Annotated in this window: 10 protein-coding genes and 2 pseudogenes; 6 read left to right on the forward strand and 6 right to left on the reverse strand. The window is 53.3% G+C overall.

Annotated elements, in window-relative coordinates:
• Positions 1 to 8 precede the first annotated feature (8 nt).
• Both ACL2XQ_RS13505 and ACL2XQ_RS13510 read left to right on the forward strand, forming a co-directional pair.
• Positions 9 to 1,055, forward strand: a complete 1,047-nt coding sequence (locus tag ACL2XQ_RS13505; RefSeq protein WP_413740484.1) for an oxidoreductase — start codon at positions 9 to 11, stop codon at positions 1,053 to 1,055.
• A gap of 66 nt (positions 1,056 to 1,121) precedes the next feature.
• The gene (locus ACL2XQ_RS13510; protein WP_410015052.1) at positions 1,122 to 2,135 is read left to right on the forward strand and encodes a bile acid:sodium symporter family protein; all 1,014 of its coding nucleotides are present in this window, start codon (positions 1,122 to 1,124) and stop codon (positions 2,133 to 2,135) included.
• 514 nt (positions 2,136 to 2,649) lie between these two features.
• Here ACL2XQ_RS13510 and ACL2XQ_RS13515 read toward each other — a convergent pair.
• Both ACL2XQ_RS13515 and ACL2XQ_RS13520 read right to left on the reverse strand, forming a co-directional pair.
• Positions 2,650 to 3,270, reverse strand: a pseudogene (locus ACL2XQ_RS13515) (adenosine deaminase family protein); the annotation flags it as partial.
• Between the two features lie 230 nt (positions 3,271 to 3,500).
• Positions 3,501 to 4,040: pseudogene (locus ACL2XQ_RS13520) on the reverse strand (YdgA family protein); the annotation flags it as partial.
• Positions 4,041 to 4,377: 337 nt separating this feature from the next.
• Between ACL2XQ_RS13520 and ACL2XQ_RS13525 the strand changes: the two are divergent.
• The 3 genes from ACL2XQ_RS13525 (at position 4,378) to ACL2XQ_RS13535 (ending at position 10,007) form a co-directional block, all read left to right on the forward strand.
• Positions 4,378 to 6,141: a S8 family serine peptidase gene (locus ACL2XQ_RS13525; protein WP_413740485.1), complete on the forward strand. Its 1,764-nt coding sequence runs from the start codon at positions 4,378 to 4,380 to the stop codon at positions 6,139 to 6,141.
• Positions 6,142 to 6,270: 129 nt separating this feature from the next.
• On the forward strand, positions 6,271 to 8,022 hold the full coding sequence (locus tag ACL2XQ_RS13530) for a S8 family serine peptidase (RefSeq protein WP_413722881.1): 1,752 nt from the start codon (positions 6,271 to 6,273) through the stop codon (positions 8,020 to 8,022).
• A gap of 302 nt (positions 8,023 to 8,324) precedes the next feature.
• The gene (locus tag ACL2XQ_RS13535; protein ID WP_410015059.1) at positions 8,325 to 10,007 is read left to right on the forward strand and encodes a S8 family serine peptidase; all 1,683 of its coding nucleotides are present in this window, start codon (positions 8,325 to 8,327) and stop codon (positions 10,005 to 10,007) included.
• Positions 10,008 to 10,239: 232 nt separating this feature from the next.
• Here the strand turns inward: ACL2XQ_RS13535 and add are convergent, their stop codons facing one another.
• From add to manA, 3 genes are all read right to left on the reverse strand, one after another.
• Positions 10,240 to 11,235 (reverse strand): adenosine deaminase, encoded by a 996-nt coding sequence (add, locus tag ACL2XQ_RS13540; protein WP_413740486.1) that lies wholly within the window; start codon positions 11,233 to 11,235, stop codon positions 10,240 to 10,242.
• A 234-nt stretch (positions 11,236 to 11,469) separates the two neighbouring features.
• Positions 11,470 to 12,987, reverse strand: coding sequence for a YdgA family protein (locus tag ACL2XQ_RS13545; RefSeq protein ID WP_410015060.1), 1,518 nt, complete (start codon positions 12,985 to 12,987; stop codon positions 11,470 to 11,472).
• A 135-nt stretch (positions 12,988 to 13,122) separates the two neighbouring features.
• Entirely contained in the window at positions 13,123 to 14,298 is a 1,176-nt protein-coding gene (gene manA, locus ACL2XQ_RS13550; protein WP_410015061.1) for a mannose-6-phosphate isomerase, read from the reverse strand.
• A 181-nt stretch (positions 14,299 to 14,479) separates the two neighbouring features.
• On the opposite strand from manA, the gene fumC reads away from it, so the two are divergent.
• Positions 14,480 to 15,877: a class II fumarate hydratase gene (fumC, locus tag ACL2XQ_RS13555; RefSeq protein WP_410015062.1), complete on the forward strand. Its 1,398-nt coding sequence runs from the start codon at positions 14,480 to 14,482 to the stop codon at positions 15,875 to 15,877.
• Between the two features lie 165 nt (positions 15,878 to 16,042).
• Here the strand turns inward: fumC and tus are convergent, their stop codons facing one another.
• Positions 16,043 to 16,972: a DNA replication terminus site-binding protein gene (gene tus, locus ACL2XQ_RS13560; protein WP_413730421.1), complete on the reverse strand. Its 930-nt coding sequence runs from the start codon at positions 16,970 to 16,972 to the stop codon at positions 16,043 to 16,045.
• Positions 16,973 to 17,088: the final 116 nt, after the last annotated feature.

Genomic DNA, 17,088 nt, shown 5'->3' on the forward strand with positions numbered 1-17,088 from the left:
GAACGACAATGGCTGAAAATATCGGTATCGGACTTATTGGTTACGGCTTTGCCGGCAAAACATTGCACGCGCCGTTGGTTAACGCCACGCCTGGACTGACCCTGGCAGCCGTCTCATCGAGCGACGCCGGCAAGGTGCTGGCTGACTTTCCGGGCATGAAGGTCGCCGCCGATCCGGGTGCTGTGATTAACGATCCCGCGGTTGATCTCGTGATTATCCCCACGCCGAACGAAACCCACTTTCCCCTCGCCAAACAGGCGCTGGCGGCCGGCAAGCATGTGGTCGTCGATAAACCCTTTACCGTGACGCTGTCGCAGGCTTATGAGCTTAAACAACTGGCCGAAAAACAGCGGGTGCTGCTGTCGGTGTTCCACAACCGGCGCTGGGACAGCGATTTCCTCACCGTGCGGCAGCTGATTAAAGACGGCGTTCTCGGCGACGTGGTCTATTTGTCCTCGCAGTACGACCGTTTCCGGCCGCAGGTGATGCCGCGCTGGCGTGAACAGCCGGGGGCCGGCAGCGGCATCTGGTATGATTTGGCGCCGCATTTGGTCGATCAGGTCATCCAGCTGTTCGGCATGCCGGTGGCGGTTAACGTCGACCTGGCCCTGTTGCGCCCCGGCGCGCTGACCGATGATTACTTCCATGCCACGCTTATCTACCCGCAGCGGCGCGTGGTGCTGCACGGCGGCATGCTGGCGGCGGCGGCGACACCGCGTTTTACCGTGCACGGCACCAAGGGCAGCTTCGTCAAGTTCGGGCTGGACCCCCAGGAAGCGCAACTGAAAGCGGGCGTTTATCCGCCGCAGCCGAAATGGGGCGTCGATGCCCAGGACGGTATGCTGACGCTGGCCGACGGCGATGCGTTGACCGAACATCAGGTGCGCACCCAGCCGGGCAATTATCCCGCGTATTATGCCGGCATTCGCGACGCCATCCTCGGCGTGGGCGAAAACCCGGTTACCGCGGCCTCGGCCATCCAGGTAATGGAACTGATCGAGCTGGGCGTGCTGTCGTCGGCACAGAAAAAAACATTGGCGGTGAAGAACGGTTAATGCCAAGGTGGGTTTTTACGGGCGCCCGGCGGCGCCTTTGGTTTTTACAGTGGTAAGGGCAGTGACATGTCGTGGTTTCAGCGTTTAAAGATTGATAAGTTTTTGCTGGTTTTAGTCACCGTGGTGATTCTGGCGTCACTCTTTCCGTGCCGGGGTTTGATCAAGGTCTTTTTTGAATATCTCACCACCGCGGCGATTGCGCTGCTGTTTTTTATGCACGGCGCCAAGCTGTCGCGTGAAGCGATCGTAGGCGGTATGAGCCACTGGCGGCTGCATCTGGTGGTGTTCCTCAGTACCTTTGCGTTATTTCCGCTGCTGGGCATCGCCATGAAGGTGTTTGTGCCTTCATTGTTATCCTCGCCGGTGTATATGGGATTTCTGTATCTGTGCGCGCTGCCGGCCACCGTGCAGTCGGCCATCGCGTTTACCTCGGTGGCCGGCGGCAACGTGGCCGCCGCCATCTGCAGCGCGTCGGCCTCCAGCATCCTGGGCGTATTTCTGTCGCCGGTGCTGGTGGGCCTGCTGATGCATACCCAGGAGGGCGGCGCGACCAATACGCTGCATGCCATAGGTTCCATTATCCTGCAACTGATGGTGCCTTTTGTCCTGGGCCATTTGTCGCGGCCGCTGATTGGCAAATGGGTGGCGCGGCATAAAAAGCTGGTGAATATTACAGACCGGTCATCAATATTGCTGGTGGTGTATACCGCCTTCAGCGAGGCGGTAGTGGGGGGGATCTGGCATCAGATCACCGGCTGGTCGCTGGTCTCCATCCTGGTGTTCTCACTGGTGCTGCTGGCCATCGTCCTGGTGGTCAATACCTGGACCGCGCGTTTGCTGGGATTCAACACCGCCGACGAGGTGACCATCGTCTTTTGCGGCTCCAAGAAAAGCCTGGCCAACGGAATCCCTATGGCCAACGTGCTGTTTCCCGCCGCCATGGTGGGCACCATGGTGCTGCCGCTGATGATCTTCCACCAGGTGCAGCTGATGGTGTGCGCGGTGCTGGCGGCGCGATATGCCCGCCGGCAGGCACAGCAGATGAAAAACATTCCTTCCAATCCCGCCGTTAATAAATAACACTAGTAATGAGCATTCATTGGCTTTGACAATACATTGTCCGGGCCGATGATGCCGTCTGGTGGGCATAAGCTGTAACCATACAGAAACAGGCATTTCCAAATTAAATGCCGTTATTTTTCCTAAGTTTATATAATAAGCCCCGATATAGGTTTGAGGCTGCCTTTACACGGTGGTAAAGATTGCCAATTTTAAGCAAATTAGCGAGGCAAGTATTGTCAAAACTGGATGTCATTACATTAACTCAATGTATTAATGAGATAAACCGTATCAAGACATAGGATGAGGCCAGTTAAAATAGGCAATTGCCTGTATGGAAAATGGTGGCTATTATAAATCAATCGGCGATGTTTATTACATTTTTTATATCATTTTACACTGATATTTCGCTATATCGTCTGATTGAATAATCTTAAGCCATCCTGATGAGGGTTGCATTTAGGGAAGCTCACTATTTTTGCCATGGGGTTTTACTATGGGCGCCGTGCATGAATTTAGAAATCGATTATTTTGAAATGCTCTCGGGACCCGCGGCCTCGCCGGCGTGCACGGTAATGCGCAGCCCGGCGTCGCGGGCGCGGGTGAAATGGCTCAGGAACAGGCTGCCGGGGAAACCCAGCTCATCGCCGGCCAGATCCAGCGCCGTGATACCGTCGCGGCAGGCGAGAAGGGCCTCCAGTTCTTGCAAACAGGCGTCTTCGCCAAAGGTGCGGCTCATAATGCCAATCAGCCTGGCTTGGGTGCCAAAATCACGGCAGCCGTCGCTGACTCCCGCGATAACCGCTTCCACCACCCCTTGCAACGGCAACTGGTGTTTCATCGCCATATAATAAGGTGAGAAGCGCAATTCGGTATAATCCAGCCCCACCCGGACGGCATCCTCGACGTTTTCATAGGCCACGCGGCGGCAAGCCTCCAGAGAACCCAGCACCGCCACGCCCCAGTCCAGCTTTTGCAGGAAACTGACCAGATCCGGCTCGGTTTGGGTGACCTGCACATGCGCCCGCAGATCCTCTAGATTATCGGCCGGCAACGCCATGCCGAATTGGCGGCCCAGATCGAGGATGGTTTGCGCACGGATATTGCCGTCAAGGTGGCGATGGAGATCGGTCAGGGGAAGGTGTTTATCAATCATCGGCAACAGTCTTATTCTGGTGAAATATAGCCTGATTATAACGTGTTTGCGAAGAGTTAGCAGAGATTGGTTAGCCGGCCTGGGTGGGATTACGCTTCAGGAACAAACGGAGACATTGAGGAATGCAGCGTGCGCAAAAGAATAGGATCGCGCCCGCGGCGCGGCGGATAGGGAGGGTAACGTCTTAAACAGACCGCTCCGGCGCCGGGGCGGTCATCAGGCTGAAAGGTTTAAGGTTGCGGTATCGCCTGCGGCTGGACCGGTGGGGTCTCGCCTTCCGGTAAACCGAACAGGCCGAACAGGCCCATAAAGCTTTGCAGCGACATTTTTTGGCCGTTCAGGTTGACCTGGTTATCGGCATATTGAAAGCTGCTGGTCAGGGTATTATCGCTGACGGTGGTCAGTTTAAACATCTGGCCCATGGCCGCCAGTCCTTGTACCTGCTGTTTAGCCAGTTTCTGGGCATCCTCGTCGTTATAGCCCTGGAGTCTGGCGAACTGGGTGGTGGTTTCGGTGGCCATGTCCAGCGGCACGGTCAGCTTGGCATCCAGCTTGTTGACAAACCGCGCCCACAGCTGATCCGGCGTCGCCGGCGTGGCGGGAGCTTGGGACGGGTCGTTAAGATTGAGCGTCAGGTTAAACGCGCTTTCTCCTTTGCTGTTTTTCCAGCTGAACGGCGCAATGGTCAGGTACGGGCTGCCTTTCAGCGCCAGCGGCAGGTTCTGGAACAGCGCCTGGCTTATCAACTGCTGCTGAGTCGCAGGATCTAAATGCCGTTATTTTTTCTAAGTTTTTATAATAACCACCGATATAGGTTGGATGCTGCCTTTACTCTGTGGTCAAGATTGCCAATTTTTAGCAAAGTAGAGGGGGCAAGCTTTGTCAAAACTGGATGTCATTCCATTAACTCAGTGTATTAATGAGATAAACCGTATCAAGACATAGGATGATACCAGTTAAAATAGGCAATTGCCTGTATGGAAAATGGTGGCTATTATAAATTAATCGGTGATGTCTATTACATTTTGTATGTCATTTTACACTAGCATTTCGCTATATCGTCTATTTTAAATAACATAATCCTGTGAGAAACCGTAGAGGGTTGTTATGAATATAAAATTAGATTACTTTAGAAACAATGCTTCAGATGGCAATATTTATGCGCGATGCATTGGTGAAGAGTCTGATTTTGATATAATCTACACCTTATTCGAAGGGAAAGAAAAAGAGCATTTTTCTATAAAAAAGAAAGCTTATGGCGATGAGTTGGTGACTTTTAAGCTTACATCAGGTTGCGACTATTATTTACATGCTCAATTAAAATTGTCTAATGGACAGGATGTTGAGCTATGTTCTGACATAATCTCCACATTGCCCTCCTCGCATTTTCTACCGCCGACAAATTGCAAAATTGAAGATATGACAGACATAAAAGGCAAGCTGAAAATAACCTCAGAGGGTAGACAGGATTTTATAATACAATTTTATCCAGGTGGATATAAAAAACTTCAGTGTGAAGCCAGGCATAACGTTCCTTTGTTTTTCAAAGCCAGGCGTTATATTGATTTCGCGCCTTGTTTTGATAAAAAAACGCTAAGCGGTATCATAAAAAAATTCCCGTTGAGCAAAAAATTGCGTGAACTTTATCGGGTGCGGCAAAACCTGGTAAATGATGATTTACTGCAGCTGGCGCAAGAAATTGAACGGCTGGATTATGTGGAATACTGCAGCTTATCGGGCGATCCGACGTCGGAATCGTTACCCTCTGAATGGGAGACATACCCGCAGGAAGTTGATATTGCTAATATGACGCCGAATTTGACCCAGCACCAGGGGTATCTTGACAATACGACAAGAGGCATGAGCGTCAGGGCGGCGTGGGCCAGGAATGTTACCGGACGTGGCGTGTCGGTACATATGCAGGATACCGGCGTATGGCCGGACCATGAAGATTTGATCGGTAATATTACCGTCGTTAACAATTCATATGAGAATAGGGATCACGGCACATGGTCGGCCGGCGTTATCGCCGCCAGCAATAACGGGATCGGCATGATGGGGATCGCTTACGACTGTCGCTTGTTTGCCTACATAAATACATTCACCGATTTTGAAAAGATTGTACGTGATGCCCTTCCGGGGGATATTGTTACTGCCTCTTTAGGCTGGGATTATTCAGCTTTACCGTTGGTGCACCATCAAGCCTGGTGGAGTATGTATCGTTTGCTGGTAAGCAGCGGTGTAGTGGTGGTGCTACTCTCCGGCAATGGAGGATTAGATCTGAGCCAATCGGTCGAATTTAATAATTTTGGCGATAGCGGCGTTATCCTCGCCACCGCCAGTCATCCAGACAACAGGAGGCGGCTGGAGTTCTCAAATTACAATTTCACCCGGATGATTGCCGCCTGGGGAATGGATGTCGCTACCACCGGCGAGGGCGATTTGCTCAACCTGGGTCATCCCAACCGGACTTATACCGCCAATTATGGCGGCACCTCCGCCTCGGCCCCCCAAATCGCGGGCGTTCTGGCCCTTATCCAATCCTATGCAAAATCGGCTTATCATGTGATTTTTAGTGGCGACCAACTGTATCAGATTATCCGCGTGACGGGCCATCGTGAAGGCGAAGCTGATTTAATTGGTCCCAGACCTAATGTGCATGCCGCACTGGAATATGTGGACTACCTGTTAGGACCGGGCGAGCCGACGCCACCGCCGCCAGAATATCCCTTGTGGCGGGTAGGTGTACAATATGAAGTGGGTGACAGGGTCAGTCATTTGGGGTTGAACTATATCTGCAGGTCACGCCATGTTTCCAACGTCGGCTGGCAACCGCAGCTGGCGGTAACATTATGGACGAGAATCCCATAATAAAACATAATCACGAACGTCTAAAAAAGATTAGTAAAACATATCATTATTTGGTGAGAATTTCAGATATTACTGATTAATCTTTCCAAATAATACATAACAACTTATAAGTGATTAAGGGGCACCGTCATGAATATAATGCTCAATTATTCAACTGAAGATCTTCCTGAAAGAACTATTTCTATTCGATGTAAAGGTGCTGAATCGGGGGCTAAGGTGGTATTTAGCCTGTATGAGCAGGACAATATTATTTGTAAAAAAGAGGCCAACGGAGATGAACAGGCGCGTTTTACCGTGCCGTTTCCCTCATGGTATAAAATTTCCGCTGAAATTAGCCAGGGAGACGATGCGTGCTGCTTATTGTGGACTAACCCTATCGATATTCCCGATTTCCGCGAGCGGCAATGTGAAAAAACACTGGATATTAAAAGTCTGAAAGGTAATCTTGATATTTTTCCAGGAGAGGATAATTACATTGAGGTTAAATTTTATGATGGCGGAATAATACAGATATTTGAGGAAAGATCGTATAAGATACCGCTTTTTTATAGATATAGACGGCATCTGGATTTCATACCCTGTTTTGATAAAAATCAAATCGATAAAAAATGTTGTTTGTTACCTATTTATAATGAGCTGCGTAATTTTTACCGACTAAAGATTAATCTCGATAATTACCAACTACTGGCATTAGCCCAGGAGTTGGAGAGCCTGGATTATGTTGAATATTGCTGTTTGTTAAGTAAAAACAAATACCCGCCACCGCCTGATAATATTGAACACCAATGCTATGAACCGCAAGCGCCCTTTATTGGACAGACGCCTGATTTTACGCCATTGCAAAGGTATTTGGATCCTGGGTTGGGTATGAATGTCAGAAATGCCTGGAGCCGGGGGGCATTCGGCGTTGGCGCGACAGTACGATATATGGGGTTTGGTGTTTATCAAGAGCATGAAGATTTAATAGGTAATATCACTGTAAATTCCAATCGTCCAGGTGCCCGGAATCATGGGTCTGCGGGAGTAGGAGCCGTTAGGGGTATCAACAATGGTTTTGGCATAACAGGTATAGCCTATGGCTGCAAATTGATTTTTCATGATACCGGTATAGAAAATCTGGACCGCATTTTAGTGGAATTATCGGCGGGTGATTTGATCATTATAAATAATCAATTTAACATCAATGGTTTCTTGTTGCCCATGGTACATCTGGCATCTTGGTGGGATCGGATAGATTTATGTACCCGGGCCGGGGCGGTGGTGGTATTTGCCGCGGGTAACGGCGGGCTCAATCTCCGTCAATTTCCTCAATTTAATAATTTTGGCGACAGTGGCGGTATTATGATTTGCAGTGCTGACTCACACTCTGGTCTGATTAGACATAGCAGTAATTTCAATCTTTATTCAATGCTAAATTCCTGGGGTGATAGTGTTGTTACGATCGGATGGGGTGACTTACAAAATTTCGATCCGCCGAACCGCACTTATACCGCTACCTTTAGCGCCACTTCCAGCGCCACGCCTTTAGTGTGCGGAGCTTTAACGGTAGTTCAAGGTTATGCCATACGCCGGCTTTATCGTCCATTAAACGCCGCTGAAATGTTCAGAATCGTCACCCTTACCGGCGGACGGGAGGGGGAAGGACAAGGTATTGGTGTCCGGCCTAACGTCACCGCCGCCCTGGAGTTGGTAGATGAAATGGCCGGTGGCGGAACGCCGCCCCCAGAGCCTGAATATCCCCCGTGGCGGGTAGGTGTACAATATGAAGTGGGCGACAGGGTCAGTCATTTGGGATTAAACTATGTCTGCAGGTCACGCCATGTTTCCAATATCGGGTGGCAACCGCAGCTGGCGGTAACGTTATGGACGAGAATCCCATAATAAAACACAATCACGAACGTCTAAAAAATATTAGTGAATGTAGGAAATTGATCTTGGACTTAAATAGATCAGAATCATGACAAATGAAATGTGTTTATATCCAAATGTCGGTGCTGGCCGGGAGGAAATGCCGTGTTTACGCCCAAAACCGATTAAGATCCAATAAATTTATGTAGGTGACAATCATGGGTTTGACTATCGAATACTACAGGGCTTATTCCCCTGAAGGCCCTCTCTATATTCGCTGTGAAGGTGTGGCGCCCGAATGTAAAGTGAAATTTACCCTATATGGGCTGGATGGCATGATAGATAACAAGGAGGCCGAAGGCGATGAACTGGTCGGCTTCAGCATCCCTTTTCCGTCGGAATACAGGATTTCCGCTGAAGTCTTATCGGGGTACGATAAGTGCGGTGTATTATGGACAGACCCTATTATTGTCCCGGAGTGCCACTGGCAACCTCAGCCGCAAAAACGGGAAATCAACAACCCGAAAGGCAAGCTGAAAATTATCGAGGGTGTGGATAACTATATAGAAATTAAGTTTTATGATAAAGGAAAAAAACAGCTTTTCGAGGAAAAAAAACATAATGCCGTATTATTTTATAAATATCGGAAATGTATTCATTTCCTGCCCTGTTTTGACCGGGAGATGATAAATAAAAAAAGAAAATTATCGCCAATCTATAATGAATTGCGAAATTTCTACCGGATTGATAGCGAACTCTGCAATGACGAACTACTGGCGTTGGCGCAGGAGCTTGAATGCCTGGACTATGTGGAATATTGCGCGCTTGCAAGTAAAAATAAATTTGCGCCGCGGCCCGACGACGACGGTCCGCGCCCTTATGACGAAGCGCGCCATGCCTCGCCCCATCTGCCGGCACCTTGGTACGGCGACAAGGACCCGTCATTTGATACTCCCTTGAATGGTCCGACGCCCGATTTCACGCCGCTGCAAGGCTACCTGAATCCGGGGAACGGCATGAATGTCAGGAATGCCTGGGCCAGGGGAGCCACCGGCAATGGCGCCACCGTCAGGTATATGGGTTCTGGCGTCAATCCCCAGCATGAAGATTTAATCGGTAATATCACCGTAAATTCCAATCGTCCGGAGGGTAATAGGGAGCATGGTACCGCGGGGGCCGGATGTATCGTCGCCGCCAATAACGGTTTTGGCGTGACGGGCATTGCCTTCGGTTGCCGATTCTTTTTCCATTATAACGATATTCACAGCCTGGACCGGATCATGGGGGATTTATCACCTGGTGATGTGATCGGCATCAATCTTTCGGTGGGTGATTCAATTCCATTCCCTATGGTATTAGTCATCGAATGGTGGGACCGGATAAACTGGTGCGTGCGCGCCGGCGCGACGGTGGCTTTTGCCGCCGGTAACGGAGGGGTAAGCGTCAGGAACCATCCTTTGTTTAATGATTTTGGCGATAGCGGCGGGTTTATGATTGGCGCCAGCTACCCAGAGACCGGCCGGAGGACTTCTTTTTCGAATTATAATCTTTACTCCACCCTTAACTCCTGGGGGTGGAATGTCACTACACTAGGATGGGGGGATCTGCAGAATTTTGACCCGCCTAACCGGCTTTACACCTCTGCATTTAACGGCACTTCCAGCGCGACGCCCCTGGTGACGGGCGCTTTGGCGTTGGTGCTGGGCTATGCGCGCGCCAGGCACCACCTTACGTTTAATGCGCGGCAAATATTCGAGATTATTACCCAGACCGGCGGTCGGGAGGCGAATGGACAAGATATCGGCGTACGGCCGAACGTCGCCGCCGCGCTGGCGCGGGTGGATGAAATCGCCGGCCCGCCGCCGCCACAATATCCCTTGTGGCGGGTAGGGGTACAATATGAAGTGGGCGACAGGGTCAGCCATTTGGGATTAAACTATGTCTGCAGGTCACGCCATGTTTCCAATATCGGCTGGCAACCGCAGCTGGCGGTAACGTTATGGACGAGAATCCCATAATAAAGCATAATCACGAGCGTCTAAAAAACATTAGTGAAACATATCATTGTTTAGTGAGAATTTCAGATGTTATTGATTAATACCGCTAAATAACACATAACAACTTATAAGTAATTAAGTGTCACCGTCATGGATATAATGCTCGATTATTCAATTATAGATATCAATCATTCAGATATTACCATAAGCACCTGCAGGCAAGTTGCTTATGGTCGGGTGGTCAAGCTATGGTTTACCCGTTGCGGTTTAAAATCGCTTGTTTTTCGGCTGTGTTTAAAAAAGCAATAACCAAACCGTTGCGCCGGGCGGTCTGGATCTGCTGTGGGTTAAGGCCGGCCCGCGGCGCGGCCACTCGATACTCATAATCGATATCAATACCCTGTACCGCCGGATCGTCCGAATTGATGGTGGCGAGAATGCCATGTTCAAGAAACTGCTTTAACGGGTGCTCTTCAAGCGAGCGCACGGTACTGGTCTGCACATTGGACGTCAGGCAGCTTTCTATACCGATGCGATGTTGCGCCAGAAAATCCATCAGCGCCGGATCTTCAATGGCCTTTACACCGTGGCCGATACGCTCCGCCCCCAGTTCATGAATGGCCTGCCAGATGCTCTCGGGACCCGCGGCCTCTCCGGCGTGCACGGTAATGTGCAACCCGGCGTCGCGGGCGCGGGTGAAATGGCTCAGGAACAGGCTGCCGGGAAACCCCAGTTCATCGCCGGCCAGATCCAGCGCGGTGATACCGTCGCGGCAGGCCAGGAAGGCCTCCAGTTCCTGCAGACAGGCGTCTTCGCCAAAGGTGCGGCTCATAATGCCAATCAGTCTGGCTTCGGTGCCAAAATCACGGCAGCCGTCGCTGACACCCGCGATAACCGCTTCCACCACCCCCTGTAACGGCAACTGGTGTTTCATCGCCATATAATAAGGGGAGAAGCGCAGTTCGGTATAATCCAGGCCGGCCCTGACGGCATCCTCGACGTTTTCATAGGCCACGCGGCGGCAGGCATCCAGAGAACCCAGCACCGCCACCCCCCAGTCCAGCTTTTGCAGGAAACTGACCAGATCCGGCGCGGTTTGGGTAACCTGCACATGCGCCCGCAAATCCTCTAGGTTATCGGCCGGCAGCGCCACGCCGAACTGGCGGCCCAGGTCTAGAATGGTCTGCGCGCGGATATTGCCGTCAAGATGGCGGTGGAGATCGGTCAGGGGAAAGTGGTTATCAATCATCGGCAACAGTCTTATTCTGGTGAAATATAGCCTGATTATAACGTGTTTGCGAAGAGTTAGCAGAGATTGGTTAGCGGGCCTGGGTGGGATTACGCCTCAGGAACGAACGGAGGCAGTAAGGAATGCAGTGCGCGCAAAGGAATAGGATCGCGCCCGCGGCGCGGCGGATAGGGAGGGTAACGTCTGGATTAAACAGACCGCCCCGGCGCCGGGGCGGTCATCAGGCTGAAAGGTTTAAGGTTGCGGTATCGCCTGCGGCTGGGCCGGTGGTGTCTCGCCTTCCGGCAAACCGAACAGGCCGAACAGGCCCATAAAGCTTTGCAGCGACATCTTCTGTCCGTTCAGGTTGACCTGGTTATCGGCATATTGAAAGCTGCTGGTCAGGGTATTATCGCTGACGGTGGTCAGTTTAAACATCTGGCCCATGGCCGCCAGTCCTTGTACCTGCTGTTTAGCCAGTTTTTGGGCATCCTCGTCGTTATAGCCCTGGAGTCTGGCGAACTGGGTGGTGGTTTCGGTGGCCATGTCCAGCGGCACGGTCAGCTTGGCATCCAGCTTGTTGACAAACCGCGCCCACAGCTGATCCGGCGTCGCCGGCGTGGTGGGAGCTTGGGACGGGTCGTTAAGATTGAGCGTCAGGTTAAACGCGCTTTCTCCTTTGCTGTTTTTCCAGCTGAACGGCGCAATGGTCAGGTACGGGCTGCCTTTCAGCGCCAGCGGCAGGTTCTGGAACAGCGCCTGGCTTATCAACTGCTGCTGAGTCGCCGGATCGGCCTGGCCGGTCTGTTGCATGATCTGCTGCGCCTGGGCATGATATTTTTCGCTGAAATCGGCGATCGCTTTCGGATCAAGATTCGACAGCTTGATAACCAGCTTGCCGGCGCCGAAATTCTGCCCCTGCACATGCAGCGCATCCAGGTTATAGGCCACCTGCGCATTGAGCTTATCCGCCTCCTCGTTAACGCTGGTCACCTGCGACAGGTTATCGACGCTGAGCATGTCCTTGCCGTCGACATTGTACACCAGCGTCTTGGCCTTCATGGTATTGTCGCCGACGCTGTAATCCAGCTTGCCTTTATGGGTGCTGCTGTCGAGGCTGAACTCCTGCACGGTAACCTGCTCATGCTGTTGCCACTGGTTCAGGCCGCCGATCAACAGGCTGGCGATACTGCCGTCGACCGACATCTTGTCCATGTCATGGTCTATCGCGGCGTTAAACGTCCCGCCGCTGGTGCGGAATACGGTGGCGGGGCTGTTAAAATCCAGGGCCATCACATCGATAACCGATACCGTATCGCCGTTATACGCCACCCGGGTCAGGGCGGTGACCGGCGACTGTCCCTTGCTGGCGTCAAGCAGCGGTTTAACCAGCGGCGTCGCGGCCAATTGGCTGCGTACCGAGGCCATACTGGGGATCAGCACGCCTTTTTTTAACTCGGCGAACGGGAACGGGCCATGGTCGATGGCTTCGTTGACCACCAGGCGATCGCCGGGTTTCAGGGGTTTGTTTTCGCCGGTGGTGCCGTCGGATACCAGCACCAGGTTAACGTGGCTGGAGAACAGACGGCGCTGGTAGTCTTCGATAACCAGGTTGACGCCGGCTTCGGGGAACGCCGCCTTGATACGGGCATTGGCGTCGGCGACCACCGTAGGCAGGCGCTGCTCGAACTGTTTGCCGGTATACCATGCGCTTGCGGTCCAGGCCGCGCCGAGGACAATAATCACGCCAACCGCTATAAGTGTTTTTTTCATGCTTGGTTCATCCTTATTATAATTTCCTGTTCCAGATTGACTGACCGCCCCGGGGCGCAGGCAAAATACTCTGTTGCCGCCACGTGTATATGGTTCTAATAATAGCAACTGCCGGCCAATGCGTGGGCTGTGTTGTCACAGTTCGTTGTAAACCCGGGCAAGACGGCCATTGCCGCTGGCATTGACCGGTGAATCGCCGGCTGCCAGAAACGCGGATTCACCCGGTTTCAGCGTCAGTTGCCGGCCGTCTTTTTCCAGCACCGCCTGCCCGTCGACGCAGAAGACGATGGCGGCGCTGTCCTGGGCCAGTGCCTGGGCCTTGGAAGACAGGTTGTGCAGCGCAAAGGCGAAATCTTCCACCGGGATTGGGAAACGCAGGGCGCCGTTTTCCGCCACCGGCCGGGCCAGCAGTTGGTTCTCGGGCTTGGCGATAAACTGTACGTTGGCCAGCAGTTCAGGCACGTCGATATACTTAGGGGTAAGGCCGGCACGCAGAACATTGTCGGAATTGGCCATCACCTCCAGCGCTTCGCCGCGCAGATAGGCGTGGGGCGTTTCGGCATAAAGAAACATAGCCTGGCCCGGTTGCAGGGTGATGACATTTAACAGCAGCGGCGAAAATAAGCCGCAGTCCTCAGGATACTCTGCCGCTATGTTGCCGATGGTCGCCCAGGGTTCGCCGTGCTGATGGCCAAGGGTGCTTTTCAACACATCGAGGGCCAGGGATTTTTCCTCGCCGGCCATGCTGAGCAAATCGCCGAACAGCTGCGCCAGATGTGTTTCATCGGGATGTTGCAAAAAATGCGCAATGGCGGGATGAGCGCCCGCCACCGGCTGCAGCAGGGAGACGATGGCGGTCATCTCGCGAAATCCGTTCATCGCCTGGAACGGCGTCAGTGCAAAGACCAGTTCCGGTTTATGGTTGGGATCCTTGTAATTACGATTGCCGGCGTCAAGAGGGACGCCACGATCGTTCTCCAGGGCAAAACCGCGTTCAGCCGCGGATTTGCTGGGATGAACCTGAATGGACAACGGTTCCCGCGCGCACAGGACCTTGAACAGGAACGGCAGCTCGCCAAAACGCCGGGCAACCGCCGCGCCGAGCGTCGCCTCGGGCTGTTGCGCTATGTAGTCCCGTAAGGAAATCTCGTTGCCCCGATCGTCGCTGATACGCGAACTGCTTTTGGGGTGCGCGCCCATCCACAGCTCGGCCATCGGCTGCTGGCCCGGGTTGGCGATGCCATACAGGCGGGTGAGGGCGTCTTTACTGCCCCAGGCATAATGCTGTACCGAGTTGATCATTTTTTTCATGGATTTACTGCCCTTGGTGAAGCCTAAATGTGATAACGCGAGGCGGTCGCATAATGGTAAGCTTTTCTTCGGCGCTATACTATCAATGTCAGTCTAGCAAAGACAGACTATCGATGTCCCGTCCTCGTGGCATCGCGCACGGGCAGGATATTGATCTTTAGGAAGAATACCAGGAGGAAAAATGGCAGCAACCCGCATAGAAAAAGATTCCATGGGCCCGATCGAGGTGCCGTCGGAGCGCTTATGGGGGGCGCAAACGCAGCGTTCCCTTGAACATTTCCGCATTTCCAGTGAAAAAATGCCGCCCGCGCTTATCGCTGCGCTGGCGCAAACCAAGCGCGCCGCCGCAGCGGTGAATAAAGATTTAGGTTTACTGCCCGCTGAGCGCGCCGACGCCATTATCCGCGCGGCGGATGAGGTCTTGGCCGGCAGCCACCCGCTGGAGTTTCCCCTGGCCATCTGGCAAACCGGTTCCGGCACGCAAAGCAATATGAATATGAACGAGGTGCTGGCGAACCGCGCCAGCGAGCTGCTGGGCGGAGAGCGCGGCGAAGGCCGCCTGGTGCATCCCAATGACGATGTCAATAAGAGCCAAAGCTCCAATGACGTGTTTCCCACCGCCATGCACGTGGCCGCCGTTGTGGCGCTGCGCGAACATTTAATCCCGCAGCTGAAGACGTTGCGCGCGACGCTCGCGCAAAAATCAGCCGCCTTCGCCACTATCGTGAAAATCGGCCGTACCCATTTGCAGGATGCCACCCCCCTGACGCTGGGACAGGAAATTTCCGGCTGGGTCGCCATGCTCGATCATAATCTCACCCATATCGAACACAGCGTGCCCCATCTGGCCGAACTGGCGCTGGGCGGCACCGCGGTGGGCACCGGGCTGAACACCCATCCCGAATATGCGGTGCGTGTCGCCAAGGCGCTGGCGGAGTTGACCCAACAGCCTTTTGTGACCGCGCCGAATAAATTCGAAGCGCTGGCCACCTGCGACGCGCTGGTCCATGGCCACGGCGCGCTGAAAGGGCTGGCCGCGTCGCTGATGAAAATCGCCAACGATGTCCGCTGGCTGGCGTCCGGCCCGCGCTGCGGCATCGGCGAAATCAGCATCCCCGAAAACGAGCCGGGCAGTTCCATTATGCCGGGCAAGGTCAACCCGACCCAATGCGAAGCCATGACCATGCTGTGTTGCCAGGTATTGGGCAATGACGCGGCAATCAATATCGGCGGCGCGTCCGGCAATTTTGAGCTGAATGTTTACCGGCCGATGATTATCCATAATTTTCTGCAATCGGTACGCCTGCTGGCCGACGGCATGGACAGTTTCAACCATCATTGCGCCGTGGGCATCGAGCCCAACCGGGAGCGTATTGACCAGTTGCTAAACGAATCGCTGATGCTGGTGACCGCGCTGAATACCCATATCGGTTATGACAAAGCGGCGGAAATTGCTAAAAAAGCCCATAAAGAAGGACTGACGCTGAAAGCGTCGGCGCTTAAGCTGGGCTATTTGAGCGCCGATGAGTTTGATCAATGGGTGCGACCGGAAGATATGGTGGGGTCGCTGAAAAGCTGATGGGCCTGGGCCGCTGCGGTTTCTCCACCGCGTAACGCGGCGCGGCGATAATTACTGCGCCCGCGTCCTGTCGAGCGCCGCTTTTGGGCGGCGCTTTGCTTATCGACTCGACGCCGTCAGCGCGCCCTGTTTCCCTTCATGTCGTTGCCTATTGCCCGATGGGCATCAGGACGCCACGTACAGGTGCAATCGTTTAATGAGCAGACGCGCGGGCAGCCCCGGCGGCTTGTGCTTATGGCGTACCCCCTCGCGGTTGTAATCCAGCAAGCCACCCAGCTTCGGCACCGGCGCGCCTGACGACTGCCGGCATAACACTATCAGCGGGGAAGGGCAGGCGTACTGCACCTGCCGCTGGCTGTCCTGATACCAAACCCTGGCAATAGGCTGAACCTTGACCGGTCTTTTTATCTTGAGCGCAATGTCGGGAGGCAATTTACTGACCGCGTCGATTTCCTGCCGGATGCGTTCGGCCCATTGCGTTTTATCATAAGGCGGTACCGCCCGCCCGGCTTCCAGGCTTTTTTGCAGCATGGCCAGCACCTCCTGGCGCGTCAGGTTCTTGATAATCTGTTTATTGGCCCAGCCGAAGCGAACGCTTGCCGGGTCGGTCACTGTTTGCAGCGCGCGGTAGGCGCTGAGGGTTTTTAAACCACGCAGGTGGGTATGGACAAATTCAAAGCGCAGTTCGGGCGGCAGTTGCGACTCTACCGTGATCAGATGCGCCAGTTCGGCTTTTAGCTGGTTTATCGCGGCGGTGAGCGCCTGCGCCGCATGATACTGCGCGTCGTCGACGGAAAAGCAGAGCACGCCCGGCAGGCGAATGGCCGACTTGGCGCTGGTGTCCTGTTTTTGATGATAGATAAACATGCGCTGGAAGTGCGCCAGCCCCAGGGTGCCAGCCTGGGCGCCCACGTGCTGGGTAACCTTTATCTGCGCCGTATCCTCATGCTCTTTGCCTTTTGGAACCTCTGGCAACTCAAAGACCCGCCCGGCAAGCAAGCGAAATCCGCCCATCATCCCCTGCCACTCGGTTAAGTGGGCCTGTAGCTGGTTAAAATGTTGATTAAGTCGGTCGATCAAGTCTAGCGCGGGCATATTAAGGTGACCATTTAGTTACAACATACATTAAAGTATACCTCCTAGTCGCCACTTCACCAATGCCGTTGTTTTCGCTTAACAGCAGAAACGTCGCGCCCTGGGTATTATTATCG

Origin of the sequence: Sodalis sp. RH14 (genome assembly GCF_047324285.1) — a bacterium.
Taxonomy (GTDB): Bacteria; Pseudomonadota; Gammaproteobacteria; order Enterobacterales; family Enterobacteriaceae; genus Acerihabitans.

Bases quoted from the DNA above. Each gene is read 5' to 3' on its own strand.
- ACL2XQ_RS13525 (WP_413740485.1), top strand. From the start codon at position 4,378: ATGAATATAAAATTAGATTACTTTAGAAACAATGCTTCAGATGGCAAT.
- tus (WP_413730421.1), bottom strand. From the start codon at position 16,972: ATGCCCGCGCTAGACTTGATCGACCGACTTAATCAACATTTTAACCAG.
- ACL2XQ_RS13530 (WP_413722881.1), top strand. From the start codon at position 6,271: ATGAATATAATGCTCAATTATTCAACTGAAGATCTTCCTGAAAGAACT.
- add (WP_413740486.1), bottom strand. From the start codon at position 11,235: ATGATTGATAACCACTTTCCCCTGACCGATCTCCACCGCCATCTTGAC.
- ACL2XQ_RS13535 (WP_410015059.1), top strand. From the start codon at position 8,325: ATGATAGATAACAAGGAGGCCGAAGGCGATGAACTGGTCGGCTTCAGC.
- fumC (WP_410015062.1), top strand. From the start codon at position 14,480: ATGGCAGCAACCCGCATAGAAAAAGATTCCATGGGCCCGATCGAGGTG.
- ACL2XQ_RS13510 (WP_410015052.1), top strand. From the start codon at position 1,122: ATGTCGTGGTTTCAGCGTTTAAAGATTGATAAGTTTTTGCTGGTTTTA.
- manA (WP_410015061.1), bottom strand. From the start codon at position 14,298: ATGAAAAAAATGATCAACTCGGTACAGCATTATGCCTGGGGCAGTAAA.
- ACL2XQ_RS13505 (WP_413740484.1), top strand. From the start codon at position 9: ATGGCTGAAAATATCGGTATCGGACTTATTGGTTACGGCTTTGCCGGC.
- ACL2XQ_RS13545 (WP_410015060.1), bottom strand. From the start codon at position 12,987: ATGAAAAAAACACTTATAGCGGTTGGCGTGATTATTGTCCTCGGCGCG.